The organism is Paenisporosarcina sp. NPDC076907, assembly GCF_050269735.1.
Taxonomy (GTDB): Bacteria; Bacillota; Bacilli; order Bacillales_A; family Planococcaceae; genus Paenisporosarcina.
Window position 1 is genome coordinate 747,533 of the sequence record NZ_JBNNIX010000001.1, and the last position, 21,614, is coordinate 769,146.

General features: G+C 35.2%; 15 protein-coding genes and 1 pseudogene. 14 read left to right on the forward strand and 2 right to left on the reverse strand.

All coding sequences use genetic code 11. The features are described 5' to 3' along the window. The first annotated feature begins 17 nt into the window (after positions 1 to 17). From ACQKEV_RS03690 to ACQKEV_RS03730, 9 genes are all read left to right on the forward strand, one after another. Positions 18 to 1,145 (forward strand): glycosyltransferase, encoded by a 1,128-nt coding sequence (locus tag ACQKEV_RS03690; protein ID WP_427443475.1) that lies wholly within the window; start codon positions 18 to 20, stop codon positions 1,143 to 1,145. Between the two features lie 143 nt (positions 1,146 to 1,288). Next, on the forward strand, positions 1,289 to 2,164 hold the full coding sequence (locus tag ACQKEV_RS03695) for a glycosyltransferase family 2 protein (protein WP_427443477.1): 876 nt from the start codon (positions 1,289 to 1,291) through the stop codon (positions 2,162 to 2,164). Between the two features lie 16 nt (positions 2,165 to 2,180). Then, positions 2,181 to 2,771, forward strand: a complete 591-nt coding sequence (locus ACQKEV_RS03700) for a CatB-related O-acetyltransferase (protein WP_427443478.1) — start codon at positions 2,181 to 2,183, stop codon at positions 2,769 to 2,771. Between the two features lie 64 nt (positions 2,772 to 2,835). Further along, positions 2,836 to 3,957 (forward strand): glycosyltransferase family 4 protein, encoded by a 1,122-nt coding sequence (locus ACQKEV_RS03705; RefSeq protein WP_427443480.1) that lies wholly within the window; start codon positions 2,836 to 2,838, stop codon positions 3,955 to 3,957. 109 nt (positions 3,958 to 4,066) lie between these two features. Further along, positions 4,067 to 5,080: a UDP-glucose 4-epimerase GalE gene (gene galE / locus ACQKEV_RS03710; RefSeq protein ID WP_427443482.1), complete on the forward strand. Its 1,014-nt coding sequence runs from the start codon at positions 4,067 to 4,069 to the stop codon at positions 5,078 to 5,080. A gap of 149 nt (positions 5,081 to 5,229) precedes the next feature. Next, complete coding sequence (locus ACQKEV_RS03715; RefSeq protein WP_427457709.1) at positions 5,230 to 6,435, forward strand: O-antigen ligase family protein; 1,206 nt, start codon at positions 5,230 to 5,232, stop codon at positions 6,433 to 6,435. 407 nt (positions 6,436 to 6,842) lie between these two features. Beyond that, on the forward strand, positions 6,843 to 7,808 hold the full coding sequence (galE, locus tag ACQKEV_RS03720; RefSeq protein WP_427443486.1) for a UDP-glucose 4-epimerase GalE: 966 nt from the start codon (positions 6,843 to 6,845) through the stop codon (positions 7,806 to 7,808). Positions 7,809 to 7,918: 110 nt separating this feature from the next. Further along, positions 7,919 to 8,728 carry a DUF4238 domain-containing protein gene (locus ACQKEV_RS03725; protein ID WP_427443488.1) on the forward strand — a complete coding sequence of 270 codons (810 nt, stop codon included), beginning with the start codon at positions 7,919 to 7,921 and terminating at the stop codon, positions 8,726 to 8,728. Between the two features lie 1,053 nt (positions 8,729 to 9,781). Beyond that, the gene (locus ACQKEV_RS03730) at positions 9,782 to 10,249 is read left to right on the forward strand and encodes a hypothetical protein (protein WP_427443490.1); all 468 of its coding nucleotides are present in this window, start codon (positions 9,782 to 9,784) and stop codon (positions 10,247 to 10,249) included. A gap of 823 nt (positions 10,250 to 11,072) precedes the next feature. Here ACQKEV_RS03730 and ACQKEV_RS03735 read toward each other — a convergent pair. Then, a complete protein-coding gene (locus tag ACQKEV_RS03735) occupies positions 11,073 to 11,312 on the reverse strand; it encodes an IS66 family transposase (protein WP_427443492.1) in 240 nt (79 codons plus the stop codon). A gap of 339 nt (positions 11,313 to 11,651) precedes the next feature. Here ACQKEV_RS03735 and ACQKEV_RS03740 point away from each other — a divergent pair, with 339 nt between their 5' ends. Beyond that, positions 11,652 to 17,210: a pullulanase gene (locus ACQKEV_RS03740; protein WP_427444816.1), complete on the forward strand. Its 5,559-nt coding sequence runs from the start codon at positions 11,652 to 11,654 to the stop codon at positions 17,208 to 17,210. Between the two features lie 611 nt (positions 17,211 to 17,821). Beyond that, on the forward strand, positions 17,822 to 18,061 hold the full coding sequence (locus ACQKEV_RS03745) for a hypothetical protein (RefSeq protein ID WP_427443494.1): 240 nt from the start codon (positions 17,822 to 17,824) through the stop codon (positions 18,059 to 18,061). A gap of 1,031 nt (positions 18,062 to 19,092) precedes the next feature. Here ACQKEV_RS03745 and ACQKEV_RS03750 read toward each other — a convergent pair. After that, positions 19,093 to 19,575, reverse strand: coding sequence for a hypothetical protein (locus tag ACQKEV_RS03750; RefSeq protein ID WP_427443496.1), 483 nt, complete (start codon positions 19,573 to 19,575; stop codon positions 19,093 to 19,095). Between the two features lie 268 nt (positions 19,576 to 19,843). Here ACQKEV_RS03750 and ACQKEV_RS03755 point away from each other — a divergent pair. The 3 genes and pseudogenes from ACQKEV_RS03755 to ACQKEV_RS03765 all read left to right on the forward strand — a co-directional run. Continuing rightward, positions 19,844 to 20,119 (forward strand): annotated as a pseudogene (locus ACQKEV_RS03755) (recombinase family protein); the annotation flags it as partial. Positions 20,120 to 20,445: 326 nt separating this feature from the next. Then, on the forward strand, positions 20,446 to 20,757 hold the full coding sequence (locus ACQKEV_RS03760; RefSeq protein ID WP_427443497.1) for a hypothetical protein: 312 nt from the start codon (positions 20,446 to 20,448) through the stop codon (positions 20,755 to 20,757). Then, positions 20,754 to 20,954, forward strand: coding sequence for a hypothetical protein (locus ACQKEV_RS03765; protein WP_427443499.1), 201 nt, complete (start codon positions 20,754 to 20,756; stop codon positions 20,952 to 20,954). Before ACQKEV_RS03760 ends, ACQKEV_RS03765 begins: the two co-directional genes overlap by 4 nt. Positions 20,955 to 21,614: the final 660 nt, after the last annotated feature.

A 21,614-nucleotide genomic window follows, 5' to 3' on the forward strand; every position in this document is an offset into this window, starting at 1 on the left:
TCTTTAGGAGTGTGGAAATGTCTAAAAAGAATTTATTATTTATTCTTCCAAGTTTACAAGGAGGAGGTGCGGAAAAAGTAACTCTAAATATAATAAAAGACTTAGATAAGGAAAAATTTAATATAACATTACTATTAATTAAAAAAGAAGGTGTTTATTGGGATTTAGTGCCAGATCATATTAAATTAATAAGTATATTAAACCAAAATGACAGTATTACTAAAAATCTATATAGAATTATAAAACAAGTTATTAAATTTTCAAAAGATAATGACATAATTATTGGTGCTTTAGAGTTAACTGCAACTTATTTAGCAATTATTGCTGGAACCTTATTAAATAAACCAAGAGTAGGTTGGTTACACATTAACTTGAAGGAGTTTCCACACGCTAAAAAGTTTTCACATAAAATTCTTATAAAGTTACTGTATCCCTTATTAAATGTAGTGATTGCTGTCTCTAATGGAGCTAGAAACTCACTAATTGAAATCTCTCCATCGCTAGAAAAGAAAATAGTGACAGTCTATAACCCACTTCCTATGGATGTTATATCTAAACTTGCTGATGAAGATATTGATATTAATTTTAATATCAACAGTAGTATACCTATGATTCTAGGAATGGGACGGCTTACTTATCAAAAGGGTTTTGAATATTTAATTACTGCCCATGCGAATTTAATTAAAAATGGTTACGAACATAATTTAATTATCCTAGGGGAAGGAGAAGAAAGATCTCATTTAGAATCATTAGTTAAAAAGTTGGGAGTTTCCAATACTGTTTTTTTGCCGGGGTTCCAATCAAATCCATATTCTTGGATGAAAAAGGCAGACCTATTTGTATTAAGTTCAAGATTTGAGGGGTTCGGAATGGTATTAGGCGAAGCAATGTCATTAGGAGTACCCGTAATTTCGACTAACTGTCCAAGTGGACCAGAGGAATTATTAAACAGTGGAGAATATGGTATATTGGTGCCTGTTGAAGATTCTGTGAATTTAAGTAAAGCAATTGAAAATTTATTTGTAAAACCAAAAGTAATGAAGGATTATTCAATTAAAGCTAAAGGTAGAGCAAGTGAATTTAGTCCGCTTGTAATTATACCTAAGATTGAAAGTATATTTAACAGTCTTTATAAGAAAAAATAAAATATATTTTCTATGTTAGCAATGTAACTTTAATTGTATTAAATCAAAATAATTAGTTAGTCAGTTCGTTAAGAAAATTATTCGAGATTTAGGTAGAAAAATGATTTATCCAATTAATACGGATTACTTTAAGGAGTGAATATATGTTAGTTACTATTGGTATACCTTTTTATAATTCTGAAAAAACACTTCTAAATTCTATTAGATCTGTATTTGCACAAACATATAAAGAATGGGAATTAATTTTGATTGATGATGGATCTTCAGATTCGTCCTTGGAAATTGCAAAGTCAATAAAAGATAAAAGAATAAAAGTAATTAGTGATGGTTTGAATAGAGGTCTTCCCTACCGACTTAATGAAATTACTAAAATTGCAAAAGGTAGTTATATTGCAAGAATGGATGCAGATGATCTAATGCATCCTGATAGAATAATGAAGCAAATAAATTATTTGAAAAGAAATAAAGAAATTGATTTAGTTGGTACCTCAACGTATATTATAAATGAAAAAAGCGAAGTGACAGGGAAAAGAGCTACTTCAGAATTGGATCTGAAACCTAAAAGTATTTTAGAAAAGGGTTTATATATTCATCCTACCGTTCTTGGTAAAGCATCTTGGTTTATAAAAAATTCATATTCTGAAGATTATCCGCGTGCAGAAGACCATGAAATTTGGATAAGAACATTAAATAAATCTACTTTTTCAAAATTAAATGAACCTCTCTTTTTTTATAGAGAAAATAATAAGATAAATATTAATAATTATACATTAAGTTGTAAAACAGATCGAAAAATAATAAAAACTTATGGAAGGGAAATAATTGGGGATTATTGTTCACGAAAATTAATTTTCAAATCTTTTTGTAAGGAAAAAATTTATCAGTTTTGCGTTAAATTAAATATGGAAAATCAGTTGGTTAAGAAAAGAAATTTTAATCTTATTAGTGAAGAAAAAAATCTAGCTTCTCAAACTTTATTATCAATAATAAATACTCCATTGCCTGGCATTGATATTTGAAAGTAGGTATGTTCAATTGAATTATAGAGATTTTGTACCAACATCTATGAAGGCATACATTCGACTTCAAATCCAACGCAAGAAATATCCAGGAAGAATAATTTACTCGGACCTAATTGGCGCAAATGTTATTTTGGGAAAAAAATGTAGAATTAATAAGAATGTTTTAATTGGAAAAGATGTAACGATTTCTGATTACTCCTATATAAATGATGGTAGTATAGTAATGTCCGGAATAATCGGGAAGTATTGTTCAATAGGTTATAATTGCCAAATAGGTTTATATCAACATCCGGTAAATTATATATCAACATCTCCATTTACATATGGAGAAGGAAATATTTTTAAGAGTAGTCCTTATTTTGATGAATTAAACACACCACCCTTAATAGGAAATGACGTTTGGATAGGTAGTAATTCAGTTATTATGCAAGGTGTTACTATAGGAGACGGGGCAATCGTTGCTGCAGGAGCAATCGTCACAAAAGACATACCACCTTATACAATTGTCGGTGGTGTTCCTTCCAAAATAATAAAAAAGAGGTTTAGCGAGGATAAAATCAAATTTTTATTAGATTTAAAGTGGTGTGTCTTTAGAGGACATTAATCAATTGGGATATATGTTTCAATCTAAAGAAAATTGGTACGAAAATAGACTAAAGAGGTAAATAATGAAAAAAATATTAATCGTTACAACAGTTCAACAGACAATTTCTGCATTTTTAATTCCGCATATTATTAGACTAAAAGAGCAAGGATTTGAAGTGGAAATTGCAACAAGAATTGAAAATAAAGCTAAATTAGAACAAGAAGTACTTGGAATCCATAGTCATAACGTTTCATTTAATCGTAATCTATTATCTATAGATAATATTAAGTCGATTTTTAGTATGTGGATACTATTAAAAAATAAAAGTTACGATATTTTACATGTTCACACACCAATAGCTTCATTTATTAGCCGACTTGTAGCCCCGAAATCCACAAAATTAATTTATACTGCTCATGGTTTTCATTTTAATGAAAATGGAAAAAAATTCACGAATTTTTGCTTTTTTTTAGCTGAGAAATTAGCTGCTTTAAAAACTAATCAAATTATTGTTATCAATAGAGACGATTTAAAAGTGGCACAAAAAATGTTTAAAGAAAGTAAAGTTAATTATATAGAAGGCGTAGGAGTTAATACAGACAAATACACTCCAAAACAATTATCCACTGAAGAGAAAAATAATTTAAAATCAAATCTAAATATTCCAAATGAATATAAAATTATATCTCATATAGCAGAATTCAATGGAAATAAGCGTCAAATTGATATTGTTAATGCATGTGAACTTATTAAAAAAGAATATGAAAAATTCACCATTTTGCTTGTTGGGGATGGATTAAACTTTGATTCCATCAAGGGTGAGATAAAACTAAAAGGACTAGAAGATAATATTATTTGTTTAGGTTATCAGAAAAATATTCCGGAAATTTTAAGCATAACCGATATAGGTTTATTAGTTTCACTTAGAGAAGGATTACCAAGATCAGTAATGGAAATGATGAGTATGGAAATTCCAGTAATACTTTCAGATATTAGAGGGAATAAGGATTTGGTTATTGATGGGTACAATGGATTTTTAGTACCTGTGAAATCTCCTGATAAAATAGCTGAAAATTGTTTAAAACTATTAAAAGATCAAGAATTATCAATTGAATTAGGGGAAAAATCGAGAAAGTTAGTATTAGAAAAATACTCACTGTATAAAGTACTTAAGAAAATGGATTTAATATACCAGAAATTTTAATTATTCTATATTGTTTTATTTATTCAATAAAAAACAATTAGGCAAAATTTTTAATATCCTAAGGGGAAAAAGACAAATAGTAAATATTAGAGAGTAGGTTTTTCTTCAGATGTCTATATTAATAACTGGAGGCGCTGGATATATAGGTACTCATGTTTGTGTGGAACTGTTGAAAGCAAATTATCAATTAGTAGTTCTTGATAATTTTTCAAATAGCCAACCAGAGTCATTACTTAGAGTAAAAGAGATTACAGGAAAAGACATTAAGTTTTATGATATTAATCTCCTTGATCGAAATGGGCTTGAGATGGTGTTTTCTAATAATGCAATCGAAGCTGTTATTCATCTTGCCGGATTAAAAGCAATTGGGGAATCTGTCTCTATACCTCTTCATTATTACCATAATAATATTACTGGGACACTTATTCTTTGCGATGTGATGAAAAAATACGGTGTAAAAAATCTAGTTTTTAGTTCATCAGCAACAGTATATGGTATTCCAAGTCAAGTTCCTATTTCAGAGGATTTTCAATTGAGCGCAGAAAATCCTTATGGTCGGACAAAACTGATGATAGAGGAAATATTTCGTGACTTGTATGGCTCTGATAACAGTTGGAGCATTATCTTATTACGTTATTTCAATCCAGTTGGAGCGCATGAGAGCGGTAAGATTGGAGAGAATCCAAATGGAGTTCCTAACAATTTAATGCCATTTATTACACAAGTTGCGATAGGAAAATTGAAAGAATTACAAGTTTTTGGTAGTGATTACTCAACTGTTGATGGTACTGGAGTAAGAGATTATATACATGTAGTAGATTTAGCAAAGGGACATTTAAAAGCATTAGAGAAAGTAATGTTTTCAAATGGGGTTGATGCATTTAATTTGGGAACAGGAACTGGTTATAGTGTTTTAGAAATCATTGAAGCTTTTGAAAAAGCTTCTGGTATTAACATTCCTTATCGAATTGTAGATAGAAGACATGGGGATGTAGCAATCTGTTATGCAGATTCTACAAAAGCAAAAAACGAACTAGACTGGATAGCAAAAAGAGGAATAAATGAAATGTGTCAAGATTCTTGGAAGTGGCAAGAAAAAAATCCAAATGGGTATGAGATCTAAAAAATCCCCAAAAAATATAAGGAAATTAATAATCTTTGAGTTATTTTAACTTTACTTTCTTACGTACTCTTCATTAATTGCATTTTATTTTACTTATTTAATTGGAGGTGTTTCCTTTCAAGACATTAATATTGCCTTCACTGAGTAGGGTGAATTTCAGCGTAACCACTTATAAATTTTTTGTTTTTTATTTAATCGTCTCTTTATTTGCTCCACCAATTCCTATAGGTATTGGAAATTCAGATAGTTTTATTTCTTTTGGAATTTTCGTAATTACTTTGTTCATTGTTTGGAGAACCCTAAAATTAAAATTTGAGTTTCTCACACCATTTAAGCCATACGGTTTTTTTGTGAGTAGTTTAGTATTCTTCATAATAATTCATAGCTTATATTTTTTATTATTGGTACACAATATCAATGTATTTTTATATGAGATTCAATGGATTGTTTACTTTTTAGGATTAGCTCTCCTAATATTTGATATATTTCAAAACCAGGAATTACAAAATAAATTACTAAAGAGTACTATTTTTCTTCATTTTCTTTTAGGTATAACAGGAATTATTTCTTCTTTTACTGGCCCATTTTATAGTTATGCTGTTGGTTGGTATGATGGACGTTATGGTTTCAACGTATTCAGAGCTATAGGTACTTCTGGAAGCGCTAATGGACTAGCTGGATCAATGGCTATATTTCTGATTATTACTATTCTATCCCCTAAAGAGTGGCTTCCTTTTAAAAAAACATATCTTATTTTTGTTTTTGGGCTTACTTTAATATTAACTCAGTCCAAAAGTGGATTTCTTGCTTTTTTATTAGGCTTTGGAGTTCTAGTATTTATCCAATTTTTGTTTAACGTTTCATTAAAAAAATTGTATAATCTATATTTTTTAATGGGTTTGTTTGTTGGACTAATATTTTTATTGAAGAACTTCATATCAATTGCTATTAATGACAGTTCTAATCGTGTTAATTATACCAAACACGTCTTGTTACAATATGAAGAAAGTAATTTTCTAAATAAACTTTTTGGACTTGGATTCAGACAAACAGCTTATATAAATTCTGAAACTTTAGGCTGGGTTACAGCCCACAATAGTTACGTTAGTTTATTAGCAGAAATCGGGCTCATAGGATTCGGACTAATTATTGGAATAATTATTACCTCTATTTTCGTTCTTTTAAAAAAGAAATTATGGTCTATTCTTGGTGGGCTCCTCGTTTATCTTTTCCATTTATATTCAGAAGGCTTCTTATACGGATCAACTTATATTTTTTATTTGATGTTATTTTTCAGCACCGCTCTGTATTACAATAAAAACACTCAAAAAGTCACTGTTGAACTGAACCCCTAATAGTAGACACTCTAGAAAAACGCCTTTTCGTTTTTTTTGTGTTATCTTTGATGTTCCATATTATAGTGAAAGTAACTTATTCCGTTTTTACTGGGAAAGAAAATTGAGTGAAATTATCAATGAATTTGAGATTCAGCATTTATCCGTTCGCTCAATTTCTTATCATTTTTTTAAAAAATTAGCGGATAAGAAAGAAAATCTTACCAGAATAGGGCAGTAAGTCTACATAGTGCAAATAAAAAAACAAATATTCCAGCAGCAGGTTTAGGAACTCGATTCTTACCTGCCACAGTTTGATTTCCTTGAAACGACTATTGAATTTGCTTTGACAGGACCAGAATTGAGAGAACAACTGTTAGAGTTATTTGAGAAAAAATTAGAAGAATCATTGATTAAAGGGGGAAAACATGTCGATTTTAGTATGTGGTGGCGCTGGTTATATTGGTAGCCACACGGTGAAAGAACTAATTGGGAACTATGAAGTGGTAGTATTGGATAACTTATCAACGGGGTATCCCTTTTTATTAGATGACAATGTAACATTTGTAAATGGTGATTTAGGAGATAAAGCTGTTCTTGATTTTGTATTTACTACTTACAAGATTGATGCAGTTTTCCATTTCGCAGCAAATAGTTTAGTAGGGGAGTCTGTTAAAAAGCCATTGATGTATTATGGTAATAATGTCAGTTCAACTATAACCTTACTAGAGAAAATGGTTGAATATGGAGTAGGGAAATTCATCTTTTCTTCTACTGCCGCTACTTACGGCATACCAAACACAGAATTGATTACAGAGGACACTGCTACAAATCCGATTAATACCTATGGGCGTTCAAAGCTTGTGGTAGAACATATTCTAGCTGATGTTGCTCATGCACATGATTTACGATATGTAGTCTTGAGATATTTCAACGCTGCAGGAGCGCACGAGTCTGGTGAAATTGGGGAGAGTCATGAACCTGAGTCACACTTAATTCCGATTGTTTTGCAGCATTTATTAGGACAAAGAGATCGAATTTCTGTATTTGGCACTGATTATGACACAGCAGATGGCACTTGTGTAAGAGACTACATTCATGTAACTGACCTGGCTAATGCTCATGTACTAGCTTATGAAGGATTAGTTAGTGGGGATGTATATAATGAAGTATATAACCTCGGAAACGGTGCGGGGTACTCTGTTAAAGAGATTATTGAAGTATGTGAACAAGTGTCAGGTAAATCGGCCGTTGTTGAATATGCCAATCGTCGTCATGGAGACCCAGCTGTATTGGTGGCTTCTTCAGAGAAGATTAATAAGGCATTAGGCTGGGAGCCTAAGTTTCAGTTGAAGGATATTATTGTAAGTGCTTGGAGATGGCATTCGAAATAATTAATAAACTATAGGAGAAAAATAGTAAGTTTTCTCTTTCGAATTCTAAAGGATACCTTAAAAATGTTGTAAAGTTTGGAGATTTATAGAAAAATTCGGAGGATTGAAGAATGACACAAAAACCAACGAAAAGAAGTCATACAGTACAAAAAGCTTATTTGAAGCAATTTAGTACAAATCCGAAAGAAGGTAATCCTAAAGTTAAGGTGTATGACAAGAAGCGAGACAAATTGTTTATCGCTAGTGTACAAGATGTAACTGTAGAAAACCACTTTTATAAAATCCCATTAGAATTCGTAGAAGGATTTGTGAAGAAGTTTCCTGAATACAAGGATTTTTTTAAGACGGATTTTGTGGAAGAATATTTTAACAAAAATTTTGAGATACCATATGTAAATATGATTAATGAGTTTTTTTCTAAAAGATATGCACCCAATGACCGTTTAGATTATATTCCTTTTAAAGTTGTATTTAGTTTATATATAACCATTCAGTATTTACGGACAAGAAATAAAAGGAAGACTTTGGAGGATTATTTTTCATCTTTTGAAATAGAAAAAGAGTACCAGCCACTAATACATTTCATTATCTTATTAAACGATAAAGATAAGTTGAAAAGTTTCGGAAACAGTTTATATGATAGATTGTGGAAGATTTATGTTAATGAAACATCAATTCCTTTTAAAACATCAGATAATCCTGTTGTAGTAGCAGAGAATGGAGAAATAGCCTTTCCATTTAGCAGCAAATATCTAATTGTAATAAGTAATTCAATTTTTAATGAAAATAATATTGAAGAGGACTTAACACTAGAATCAATGATCGATAGAGATTCTGTCAAATACTATAACCGACTTCAAGAAGAACAATGTGAATTTCAAACAATCTGGGAAGAAGACGTAAACGCACCACTGTGTTAAAAATTCGAGTCCATCTTATATAGTGTGAGTGGTTTAACCCCTTTTTTTCTGACATAGTTAAAATGGTAGTTTTAAGACATCAAGTGCGCTTCTAAGAAGGCTTTCGGTGTTCTTATAACCTAACCGATTTTGACTTCTTTCCTCGTTGACGTAGCTACGATCATAAATCGGGTACCTGTGTAAAAAACTATTCAAATTATTTACTACAATTGCATATATCAATGGGTGGCACCTTAGATTAAAAGTGGCTAATTTCTAAATCAGGTAACTGTGTAAGGTAAGCGTCAAATAATGAACACATTGTTTCTATTTCTTCTTGAAATGTCAAAAAATTGACGGGCTACTCTGTCAAGCTTATGATGTATTTTTTAAAAATCAGGTACCTACCTGTGTAAAAAACTATTCAGATTATAAACGACAATTGCATATGATTTTTCCAGAAAGTTGTAGGAAGTGGGTTTTTTAATACAGTTTCTGAATAAATTCTCATTTTTGTAAATTGTCATAATTTAATTGGTGCCAGCCATGAAAACTCCGGAAAAGATTTTTAGTGATCAATTTTGATGTATATCATGTTTCTGCTTTTTCATTCTGTGTACATTCAATTATTGCCTACAATTTATTAGTGGGTGGCACTTAAGATGGTGGCTAGCCAATCGTAACTAAATACGAAATCAAAAAGTGGCCGACATTGTATTGGCCGCTTTCTTTGTAAATTAATTAACGGTGTTCTAATACGAAGCTTGAGAACCGTCTATTAAAAGATACCAACTATGTATAAAACTAATTGTTACATCGCTTGTAAGGACAGGGAGTAACTTCCTTGTTCTTTTTTGTTGCAGGATGCTTGAGTAAATGATATCATCACTTCAATAGGTTTAATTCCATGTAATGGAAGTTGGTGGAAGGATGCAAAAGAAGTTCTTACTAAGAATGTCCCCGGAAAAATACGGAACACTGGTGAATATGTCTGTAAAAGAAAAAAGTCTAAATGAGTACATTAATAGGATCTTAGATGAACACATACTTCATGTTGAAGGGAAGATCACACAGATGGAGAAAATAGTTGTCGGTGAGATGTTACAAAAAGAAGTAAGGGAAGCAGTCGTTGTTACTCAAAACCCTTGGTATATGACAATATTAGATGAGTACAAAATCTATTTTTTTTCCACAAACAAAATCGTTTCACCGATGTCTTCTTTATTATTCTACGGAGATTCGGATTGTTCACCTGCCAAAAGCATTAGTCGGTACGGCAAGGTATCCCACATCTATCGTCATGTAACAAAGAATGACTTAATTGATATACCTGAAGTTCAGGGAATTATTTCAGATACTCGTTTTAAAGATCAAGTTATGGAGTGGGAAAAGCATCAGATCGTGGTTCTTTCTGAAGTAGTAAAACTGGAGAAGCCACTTCCTTTGACAAAGGACTACATCAATCATCCGCGAATTATCGTCAATCGCGAGACGACCATGGCTAAGTTATTAAGTGCTAAAAAAATGGATGACTTATTTTGAAGTACGTCTACTCTGTTCTTTCATAATAAAACAGGTACCTATGTGAAAAACAATTCAGCTTATAAGCGACAATTGCATAAGATTTTTCCTTGAAAAACGGGTACCTGTGTAAAAAACTCTTCAGATTATTAACTACAATTGCATTAGCAATTTCAAGAATTCAGCAATTGTTGGATTCTTTTCTGTATAAATATGTAAATAATTAAGTTATCATAAATTTCAGGGTGCCACGCAAAGAAACATTTCTGACATTACACTACAACTTCGGAAAATGTATCAGTGCTGAATTCCTTGCCTGTCCAGAGATTGACGGATATAATGTCCTCAATATCTCTAGAAAAGGAAAAGGACGTCTTCCTATATGTATAATCATTGGCGTGATTATACCGAAGACGTCCCAGATATGTACAGGCATTTAAGGAAATAGGGTACTCTGGTCTTATTCCTCATCAAAAGAAAATAGAACATATGCCAGTATAATTAAATGTTTTGGAACAGGCAATTTTGTTGCGCCGTGAAGTTCCTTCTCATAGTGTTTCTCAAATCTTTCGAATCTTGTGATTACGGCCACGTGATTCACCACCAGTGCCATGTTTTTTACTATTGCTCGCCAAAGAATTTACCAGCGAATGAAATTGCCCTACAAATTAACACACATTGATACACTGTTGGGCATCTTTTATGGATTTATTAAACTAGATCTATTTTTGAAGTAATCAAAATCATTTTTCTGGAACCTTCATATATATACTGCTTATTCCAGCCATGCGGATAAGGTTCTTCTCCATAAGATTTTAGACTTTAGTTCCTCGGAGAAGGGGTACTAACTCTTGTAACCACTCCAGTAAAAGTATTCCTCAGTTTTCTGTAGGTCTTTTCTTGTCATAACAATAATTGCCATAGCTGATCTCTCAGCTCGGTTGTTATCGATTTCGAAGCGTCCGTCCCTCATGAATGTAATTAATTTTGGCCACTGTTTCAGCATATAGGAAATTGCCATAGCGACGAGGGAAATTCTGTTCCAAAAATAATGATTCAAAAAGAGTCTTAGATTAACAATCATTTTTATCTTATGTACGTAATGCTAGGTATTCAGATGTGTTTTTCTGAATGTTCTTACTTTTTAATTGCTGTAAAAATAGATTTACAGTAAAATTTTACATGTATTGCAACCGCTTACATATCGTATTCTATGGTTTCATTCAGCTAGATTAGCTTTTTAGATTGCATATGTAAGCGCTTTCTATTTATTTGTGCAAACGGTTTCACAGGAAGTCATTTGGTTCTATTCTAACCAAGGAAAGGGAGTCGTGCTGGCATTAATTTATTCATCAATCACAAAGAAAGAATAAGGAGGACATGATGAGTGAAAATTGCAAGGGATGTTAAACGTAGAATATCCATGTTTATTGTTTCAATACTGGTTTTGAGTCTATGGCCGCCGTTCATACCAGCTCAACAGGCAAATGCCACTGATACAACATTTGTCAATGAAACAGTAGATTCATCGAATCGTGAAGTTCGTTTTACGTATATTCGCGAAGATCAAACGTATGGTGCCTGGAATATATGGGCATGGAATACAGGTGTGAAGAATGATCAAATCAACTTTGAATCGTATGAAGGTGGCGTGGCATCCGTTCATATTGCAGTTGCCCCTGAAACCGAGCAATTTGGCTTTGTTCTTCGCAGCACGGAAGACTGGAATACGGCACAAAAAGAGTTTGGGGATCGTTTTATTCAAGTCAATAAGAACGATTCACTGACAAAGGCTTACATCACAAGTGGTGTTGAGCAAATTCGCATCGTACCAGATGGATCGGCTCCCGTTATTGATCAAGGGAACGCTACTTTCTATTACCGGGACAAAGCTCTTTTCGCGAGTGATGATATGGACACGATTGAAAAAGTAGAGTTGAAGTTTAATGAACAAACGACTGAAATGAATTATGAGCCAGACAATGAAAGATTCGTAGTTGCATATGAAAACATTCCAAATGGGAAAACGCCATATACCTTCCTGGTCACAAAAGATGGTGTGACGACAGAAGTAACAGATCCTTACAATACAACCGATGGGGCTTCATTTATCGACTTCAAGCAAGCGGACTTGACGGTTTCTGGATCAGTGGTACCGGCAGCAATTGATTATAATCAAAACGCGGTGTTGTCTGTAGATATTGCAGGACTGACAGACGACGTAACCATCAGCAAAATTACTGCAGATGCGACTTCTTTAGGTGGGTCAGATAAGCTCGAGATTGATCCATCCTTAAAAGAGATTGCCATTGCAGTTGACGATGACACAACTGCTGGCATCAAAACGATTCCATTAACAGTGGTAGATTCTTATGGAAACAGTTACACAGGAACGGCGGAAGTAGAAGTGAAGACGAGACAATCGACAGGAACGTCAGATTTTGATTGGGACGAGTCAGTCATTTACTTTATGTTAACCGACAGATTTTTTGATGGAGATTCGTCTAACAACGACCCCTACGACCTGAACTATGATACGTCTAAGCGTGGGACGTACCAAGGCGGGGATTTAAAAGGGATTACGAGTAAACTAGATTATCTTGATAATCTTGGTGTCAATACGATCTGGATCAGTCCAGTTGTAGAAAATATCAAATACGATGTCCGTTCTGTTGAAACTGGCACATCGGATGAGCCTTATTACGGCTATCATGGCTACTGGGCAAATAATTTCGGTAAATTGAATCCGCACTTCGGAACGATGGATGATTTCCATGAACTGATTGATGCCGCACATGACCGTGATATGAAAATCATGGTGGATGTTGTTTTGAATCATACCGGCTATGGGTTGAAAGAAATCGATGGAACGTTGGCGAACCAGCCAGCAGGTTTCCCGACAGATGAAGATCGTACTAGATTCAGCGATACGGTCCGTCAAGGATCAGACGTTGGAACGGATGAGGTAGTTGGTGAATTAGCCGGACTTCCTGACTTGAAAACGGAAGACCCTGCCGTTCGTCAACAAATCATTGACTGGCAAACAAGCTGGATTGACGAAGCGACGACAGCTAAAGGCAACACAATTGACTACTTCCGTGTAGATACCGTGAAGCATGTAGAAGATGCGACGTGGATGAAATTCAAAACTTCGCTAGCTGAGAAAAAGCCTGACTTTAAGATGATTGGGGAAGCATGGGGGGCAAATGCAAACAATACCCTCGGTTACCTAAACACAGGAACGATGGATTCCTTACTAGACTTTGAGTTTAAAAATACAGCACGTAACTTCGTGAATGGTCAATTGAAAGCGGCGAATGAAGCGCTTGTTGATCGTAACGGCAAAATAGATAATGCCGCGACATTAGGGCAGTTTTTAGGCAGTCATGATGAAGATGGATTCCTTTATTCATTAGGTGGAGATGAAGGTAAGTTGAAAGTTGCCGCTTCCCTGCAGGCAACTGCAAAAGGACAGCCTGTGATTTATTACGGGGAAGAACTTGGCTTATCTGGCGCCAACAACTACCCACAATATGATAACCGCTATAACTTTGCGTGGGATCAAGTCGAAATTAATGATGTATTGGATCACTACACGAAGATTCTTAACTTCCGAAGCGAGCATTCCAAAGTGTTTGCAAAAGGGGAAAGAACATTCGTAGGTGGGTCTGATAAAGATAAGTTCCTCTTATTCTCTCGTGACTATCAAGATCAATCGGTTTACGTCGGACTCAACGTTGCGGAAAATGCAAAAGATGTGACGTTAACAGTAGATTCGGCAGAGGCAGTTGTGACCGATTATTATTCAGGAGAAGTTTATGAAGCAAATGATGCAGGAGAAATTAACGTAACACTTCCAGCTTTAGCTGACGGCGGTACTGTCTTGCTAACAGTTGAAGGCGGAAACATAACAGGTGCGGCTGCTAAAGGTGACGTTGGAGACGTAGTCGAACCAATTCCAGCGAACACCATTCGCATTCACTATAACCGAACCGACAATGTATACGACAACTATGGTGCATGGTTATGGAATGACGTAGCTTCACCTTCGGCTAACTGGCCAGTTGGAGCAACGATGTTTGAAAAAACGGACAGTTATGGTGCGTACATTGACGTTCCACTAATTGAAAGTGCGAAAAATATTGGCTTCCTTGTGATGGATATCATGAAAGGCGACGCTGGTAAAGATGGTGGCGACAAAGGCTTTACGATTGCGTTACCAGAAATGAATGAAATTTGGATCAAGCAAGGTTCGGATCATGTTTATACGTACGAACCGGTCGATTTACCAGCAAATACGGTTCGCATTCACTATACGCGTGACAATGGGGACTACGACAATCTTGGCATTTGGAACTGGGGCGATACCGCTTCACCTTCTGACGGTTGGCCAACAGGCGCAGTCGATTTCGACGGCACAGATCGTTATGGCGCTTATGCGGATATCGAACTAAAAGAAGGCGCGAAGGATATTGGTTTCCTGATTGTCAACGAACAAACGCAAGAAAAAGATGCAGGCGATAAATCTTTCAATTTATTGGATAAGTACAATCACTTATGGATTAAACAAGGGGACAATAACGTCTACATTTCCCCGTTCGGAGAAGTGGCATCTGGCATTGTATCAGGTGAAGTCATTTCAGAAGATACGATTTTACTCGGGTATACAATGACAGAGGGCTTAACAGCTGACAAACTGAAAGCTGATTTGGTCATTAAAGATGTTGATGGGGCAGATGTTGCCGTTGAAAGCGTCGAAATCACTGGCGCAACGACAGTTGAAGTAAAAGCAGCACTGAACTTAGACAAACTTCCATTGTCCATTACGTATGCAGGCAGAACTGTTTCAGCATCTTCCGGTTGGAGAATGCTTGATAAAATGTACGCTTATGATGGTGATGATCTAGGTGCAACTTACAAAAAAGGCAATGCGACATTGAAATTATGGGCACCTAAAGCAAGTAAGGTAGTGGCGAACTTCTTTGATAAAAAGGATGCAGCTGCACCAATCGGCACAGTCGAGCTAACGCGTGGTGAACAAGGTGTCTGGTCAGCAAACATCAAAGCAAAAGACCTTGGTGTAAAAGATCTTAAAGGCTACTACTATCAATACGAAGTAACAAATGACGGCGTCACGAAAAAAGTACTAGACCCTTATGCGAAGTCAATGGCAGCCTTTACGGTGAATACAGAAGGAAATGCGGGTCCTGACGGAGATACGGTAGGGAAAGCAGCGATTGTCGACTTAAGCGGCACGAACCCTAAAGGATTCGGTCATGCTTCGATTGATGGTTACGAAAAGCGTGAAGATGCGGTGATTTACGAAGTTCACGTACGTGACTTTACATCTGATCCGTCCATTGCAAAGGATTTGAAGTCAAGATGGGGCTCGTATAAAGGCTTTATCGACAAGCTCGATTACATTAAATCTTTAGGGGTTACACATGTTCAATTACTTCCGGTCATGGCTTGGTATTATGGCGATGAAACGAAGGCGGGCGAACGCGAGCTTGAGTACTCAGCTGGCGGCAATGAATATAACTGGGGTTACGACCCGCACAGTTATTTCTCGCCAGACGGGGCGTATTCAGAGAATCCAAAAGACGCTGAACTGCGCGTAAAAGAATTAAAAGAATTAATCGATGCCATTCATGATGCAGATATGGGTGTTGTGTTTGACGTCGTATACACGCATATGGCAAAAGCCAGTCAATTAAATGACATTGTGCCAAATTACTACGCGTATCAAGATGCTAAAGGCAACTTCCTTGGCGGCTTTGGCAACAACCTGGCGACAAGCCACACGATGGCTGAAAAGTTAATGGTCGATTCCGTAAAATATTGGTTTGAAGAATACAAAATTGATGGCATGCGATTTGATATGATGGGTGACGCAACGTATCCATCCATCCAAAATGCGTATAACGCAGCGGCTTCCGTAAATCCAGATGCACTATTTATTGGCGAAGGCTGGAGAACATTTGCCGGTCATCTAGCTGATCCAGAACTTGCTGGAATGGGTGCTGACCAAGACTGGATGGATAAAACGGACGATGTCGGAGTATTCTCTGACGAAATCCGCAATGAACTGAAATCTGGTTTCGGTTCTGAAGGGGAGCCTCGATTCATTACAGGCGGCGCACGAAATATCGAAACGATTTTCAATAACATTAAAGGGCAGCCTTCGAACACGGCTGACGATGACCCGGGCGATATGGTCCAGTACATTGAAGCACATGATAACTTGCCTTTATATGATGTCATTGCGCAGTCCATTAAAAAGAATCCGTCCATTGTTGCGAACAACCTGGAGATTCATAAACGAATTCGAATCGGTAACGCTATGGTGCTGACATCTCAAGGTACTGCCTTCCTTCATGCTGGCCAGGAGTATGGCAGAACGAAGCAGTGGTTCGGCGAAGGTGTACCTGAACAAAAATATCATGAATTAACAGATCTGGATGGTCAGTCATTTGGCTACTTCATCCATGATTCCTATGACTCCTCAGATGCCATCAATAAATTTGATTGGCAAAAAGCAACAAACAAAAAAGCATTTGCCGTCAATACAACGACAAGTGCTTACACAAAAGGATTAATTGAATTAAGAAAATCAACAAATGCGTTCCGTTTAGGCGAAAAAGAGCTGGTTGATACAAACGTATCATTACTAGATTTCCCTGAAATGAACGATCAAGATTTAGTGATTGCCTACGAAAATGTATCGACAGATCAAACAGGTACTTACTACGTATTTGTCAATGCCGATAACAAATCGCGCACCTTAACATTAGGAGATTATGACTTCTCTAAAGGAGTTGTCGTAGTAGACAATGATGAAGCTGGAACAAAACTTGTATCCAAAAAGTCAGGCTTTACACTGTCGAAAACGACTTTAACACTTGATCCGTTAACAACAGTGGTGATTAAACTAGATAAAAAATTACCGAAAAAACCGAAGGTTGGTGGGAAAGGAAAGTAAGCGGGTACCTAAGCGGGTACCTGTGCAAGAAACAATTCAGATTATACACGACAATTGTATGTGAATTAACCTGAAGGTTATAGGTGAAGGATTTCTTATCCAATGGATTGGATAAATTCTCATTCATGTAAATTGTCATAATTATTGTGGTGCCACCCATGACAATATCAAATTAGATAAGATAAAAATGAAAACGCGGCCGAAGTAGCATATTCGGCCGCGTTTTTTCAGTGTAAAATGGTTGCATTAATCGTCGCGTGGTACTTGAACCGTCCCTATATGCGTGCGGGTATTGATTATGGCCATTGAAATGTACCACCTCTGACATAGTTTTTACCACCGAATGACAGACTGTTTACCACTGCAATCTATCTGGTGATAAAAGATATAAAACCATAGTTTTGAGCATCAAAATGTTATAAAAAATTGATTGACTTCCAATAAGATCAGTCTTCTGCAAACGGTCCAGATTAACTCTTGTATTACGTAGTTGACTGATACTGCACAGTAAAGTTCTTCATTAATGATTTTTCTGCTCCCTTTGAAAAGGAAAAGAAGCAGATGGTAGGGAATAGATATATTAGAAAATAATAGTGAGGGAGGAATATGGTATGGAATTTGGGGATTTTCTAAGAATAAATTATCATTTGGGAGACAAATCCGTAAAAGATTATATTAGTCGGTGGAACGGAATCCTTAACAAAGGTTTATATAATGGAGAAACAGAGGTTACTCCTTCTTTGACAGCAGCTGTTGATAGGGAGTATCCAGAAGACTCTCATTATCGCCTCACACTTAAACGATATATTGAATTCCAAAACAAACAGAAACAAAAAAGTTTATTAGGATAAGTGGGAAATGAGTAGGAATGAATCTACTCATTTTTGTTTTTAAGACCAAATGTATTTGATCGGAGAAGTATATTATCTATAAAGGTTAGTAGAAGCGTAAAAATAAATCATTGAAAGGAGTTAAGTGACTACGTCGCTTAGCTTCTTTTTAGTATAAGCAACCCTTCCTAGTTGAAAACGCAAAGGTACGGCATCGATCAAGGGAGGATAGGACTCAAGTATCATTTTGATTGTTTGTCAACACTTGGAATAGGTTGTTTAGTCGTATTTCCTAAAACAAAATACAAACTTTAAAACTATAAAAACGATTCTATATAACCACATAATAATTCCATAATTTGTTCCATTGGATGATATGATATTTACATTGTATAGGAATAAAGAGGCATATGATGGGTTAGGGGAATGGGGATGATGCATGTGGTAATGTTGTGGCACAGAGGATGTTTATGTTATCAAAAAGCGTTGTTAAATGGGGCACTCTGCCCTGACCTTAGAATCAAGATTATCAATAAAATTGAAATGCATAGTAATAAGTTAAATCAAGCGAGAATGTCTAGAGAATTGAAAATTGATAGTAGAATCAGAGGGAACTTTGAAGAGTTGAAATTAGAAAGCTGACGGATATCTTCGTCGGCTTTTTTTGTTGGTTTGTTGATTTATTTGATCAGGTCCCTGTGTAAAAAACTATTCAGATTATAAACGACAATTGCATATGTTTTTTCCTGAAAGCTGTAGGCAAGCTATCTCTTAAAAGAGCAACTGTATAAATCCTCATTCTTGTAAATTTTCATAATTTAAGTGGTGCCACCCACGACAATTCCAGAGAAGTTTTTTTAGGAAGTATATCATATTTCTGCTTTTTCAATCTGTGCACATGCAAATAATACCTAAAGATGCCTCTCCAATCTGCTGCTGAATTAGATTGGAAGGGGCTTGGAAGGGGCTTGGAAGGGGCTTCTAGGGATTTCAGTTTAAAGTATGCTCAAAACCGCGTCTACTGTTCGGAGATAGTTGAAAAGTAAATCATTTTATAACCATTGCCAAGAGTTTCGAAGTTGAGCGGCCAATGCGTTACTCGACTTATTTTTTGAATTAGGTTCGTAAAGAACGTTGCTTATTGTTGATGGCAATCCTCTTTGCAAAGTGTTAGTTCCAAGTACTAATAGACCTACGATTCTCCAACCGGCGGTAATAAAATCATCAAGATACTCGTAGTAGTCTGGATAATTATTAATAGACTTTTCTCTAAGAGCAAGTAGGACATTATCATAGTTATTTGCTTCATTTATTACATTTATTGAAGGAATTTTCTTTTCTTGTAACGACGTTGGTTCTATATAAAATGCCTCTTGTTGACCATTGCTAAAAGTAATATAATGTGGTCGTGCAAGACCTCCCCCGCTCCGATCTCGAAATCCACTTAATGCCCTTATGGTTGACGATTTACGAGTATTTTGTTCTCCGATTAATACATATAAATCTGGCAATTTAATCACTCTACCCTTCCTCATACTTTTGAACATCTTATAATATGATTTTTTAAAAAAGACTATGATTTATAAGTAAACAATTAAAGTAAAAGGATCAATATTCATAAAAATGTAGGGTCGAAAAAGGGAAAAGGTGCCACCCAAACATAATGTACCATCCTCTTGATATGAGTTATAACCACGCATCGTCACTGAGCAGGAGGTCCAGTTTCTTGTCTTCTTCAGTGACATGCCGGTAAAGCTGGCTATATAAAACCAAAATAACAAATCAGGTACATGTTAAAGTACGAATGATCAAAATATTGGTTTTCACAGTCTTCAATAGAATGTAACTATGAATCGTAGTAACGCTACTGGTCAACTTATGTTTCATCTCTTTGCTGCGTTTGCTGAGTTCGAACGAAATCTTATTCAAGAACGTTCAGCTGCCGGGCGAATGGCAGCAAGAGCCAGGGGACGACGTGGCGGTCGTCCAGGCAAATACGGATTAAAGGATATTGAGATGATGAAAAATCTTATTGATGGTGGTACACCAATCAAAGATGTGGCAGAAAGCCGTGAGTAATCTCATTATATAAGTTTAGAGATTCTATACGAGTGGCAGGACATTACAAAAAAACATAATGAATAGATTCTTACTGGGAGGGCAGATGAGAAACGAGAAAGAATTCTAAAAAAATATTTACATGGTTTAAATGATATGGCAACAACGAAACACTCGGAACAAATATTCTGGGATATCCGTAAAGTCAATTTACGCTTACACACACTAATTGCTGAAGAACAGCAAAACGTTGCGAATTGTATACGATTATGCAAGAGGAAAAGTGTGATACTAACAAGAAGCAGTTGATTTTTGGGCACTTGGTTTTTTAAGAGGGGATTACCACTATGACAACAGGAAATGAACTATTAGACAAAATAATAATCGTTATATTAATCATTGTGTTCTTATTTTTTATTAAGAGATACATTCCTATAGTAATTATCATTTCATGGTGGTCATTAATAATTTACGCTTGTATTTATGGTTTCTATGAAAATATGATTAAAGATGATGGATATAAAAAGTATTCTATTTTTCAATCTGAAAATGAAATACAGGAACCTTATAGTCCAGGGAATGAAACAACTATTTTGAAGACTATTCAGATTCTGATTCATCTGACTATAATATCCATCATGTGGACCCCCATGATGTGAATGGATACTATAGAAGTGACGGTACATATGTAGAAGGATATAGAAGAGGGGGAGTCGAAGGTTATAAACGTTCTGACCCCGACCAAGATACTGCAAATAATTTGAATCAAGAGGATACCTATGTTGAAGGATATGAAACTCCAAGCTTCAGTGAAACAATAACTGAGAGTTTAATTGACAGTATACTTGGAGATTGATTACCAATCATTTGATAAATCGGGTTACTGTTTAAAAAACAATTCAGATTATTAACGACGAATGTATATGATTTCCCCTTAAAGTTGTAAGCAAAGCGTTTGTTAAAAGAGCTTCTGAATAAAAACTCATTCTTGTAAATTGTCATATTTTAAGTGGTGTCACCTACGATAATTCCAGAGAAGATTTTTAGTGAACAATTTTGATGTTTATCATGTTTATGCTCTTTCTTTCTGTGAACATGCAAATATTGCCTACAAATTCTCAATGGGTGGCACTTTGATAGTGGCTATATACGAAATCAAAAAGTGGTCGACATTGCATCTGCCGCTTCTTCTTAATGGTTAGCGTCAAATAATGAACACATTGTTTCTTTTCAAAGAAAATGCCTTTCCGACTTTTTGTCAGAAAGGCATTTACTATTTCTGCGATTTTAATCGGGTGTGTAAAAAATTTTTTCATTTTATAACCTGTTAATGCTGTTTCATAATGTAACGTTGCTGAATTCCTTGCCTGTCCAGAGATTGACGGTTAAATGAGGATGGTGGTAAGCGTCAAATAGTGAACACATTCTTATAGAAGAAGATTCATTGATACTCCTCCCAGAGTTTGATTAGCTAGATCGCCATTGTTATTGCGAATTTCAGAGCCAAAAGACTCAA

Bases quoted from the DNA above. Each gene is read 5' to 3' on its own strand.
- ACQKEV_RS03740 (WP_427444816.1), top strand. From the start codon at position 11,652: ATGTTTATTGTTTCAATACTGGTTTTGAGTCTATGGCCGCCGTTCATA.
- ACQKEV_RS03730 (WP_427443490.1), top strand. From the start codon at position 9,782: ATGGAGAAAATAGTTGTCGGTGAGATGTTACAAAAAGAAGTAAGGGAA.
- ACQKEV_RS03735 (WP_427443492.1), bottom strand. From the start codon at position 11,312: ATGATTGTTAATCTAAGACTCTTTTTGAATCATTATTTTTGGAACAGA.
- ACQKEV_RS03690 (WP_427443475.1), top strand. From the start codon at position 18: ATGTCTAAAAAGAATTTATTATTTATTCTTCCAAGTTTACAAGGAGGA.
- ACQKEV_RS03695 (WP_427443477.1), top strand. From the start codon at position 1,289: ATGTTAGTTACTATTGGTATACCTTTTTATAATTCTGAAAAAACACTT.
- ACQKEV_RS03705 (WP_427443480.1), top strand. From the start codon at position 2,836: ATGAAAAAAATATTAATCGTTACAACAGTTCAACAGACAATTTCTGCA.
- ACQKEV_RS03725 (WP_427443488.1), top strand. From the start codon at position 7,919: ATGACACAAAAACCAACGAAAAGAAGTCATACAGTACAAAAAGCTTAT.
- galE (WP_427443482.1), top strand. From the start codon at position 4,067: ATGTCTATATTAATAACTGGAGGCGCTGGATATATAGGTACTCATGTT.
- ACQKEV_RS03750 (WP_427443496.1), bottom strand. From the start codon at position 19,575: ATGAGGAAGGGTAGAGTGATTAAATTGCCAGATTTATATGTATTAATC.
- ACQKEV_RS03745 (WP_427443494.1), top strand. From the start codon at position 17,822: ATGGAATTTGGGGATTTTCTAAGAATAAATTATCATTTGGGAGACAAA.
- ACQKEV_RS03760 (WP_427443497.1), top strand. From the start codon at position 20,446: ATGACAACAGGAAATGAACTATTAGACAAAATAATAATCGTTATATTA.
- galE (WP_427443486.1), top strand. From the start codon at position 6,843: ATGTCGATTTTAGTATGTGGTGGCGCTGGTTATATTGGTAGCCACACG.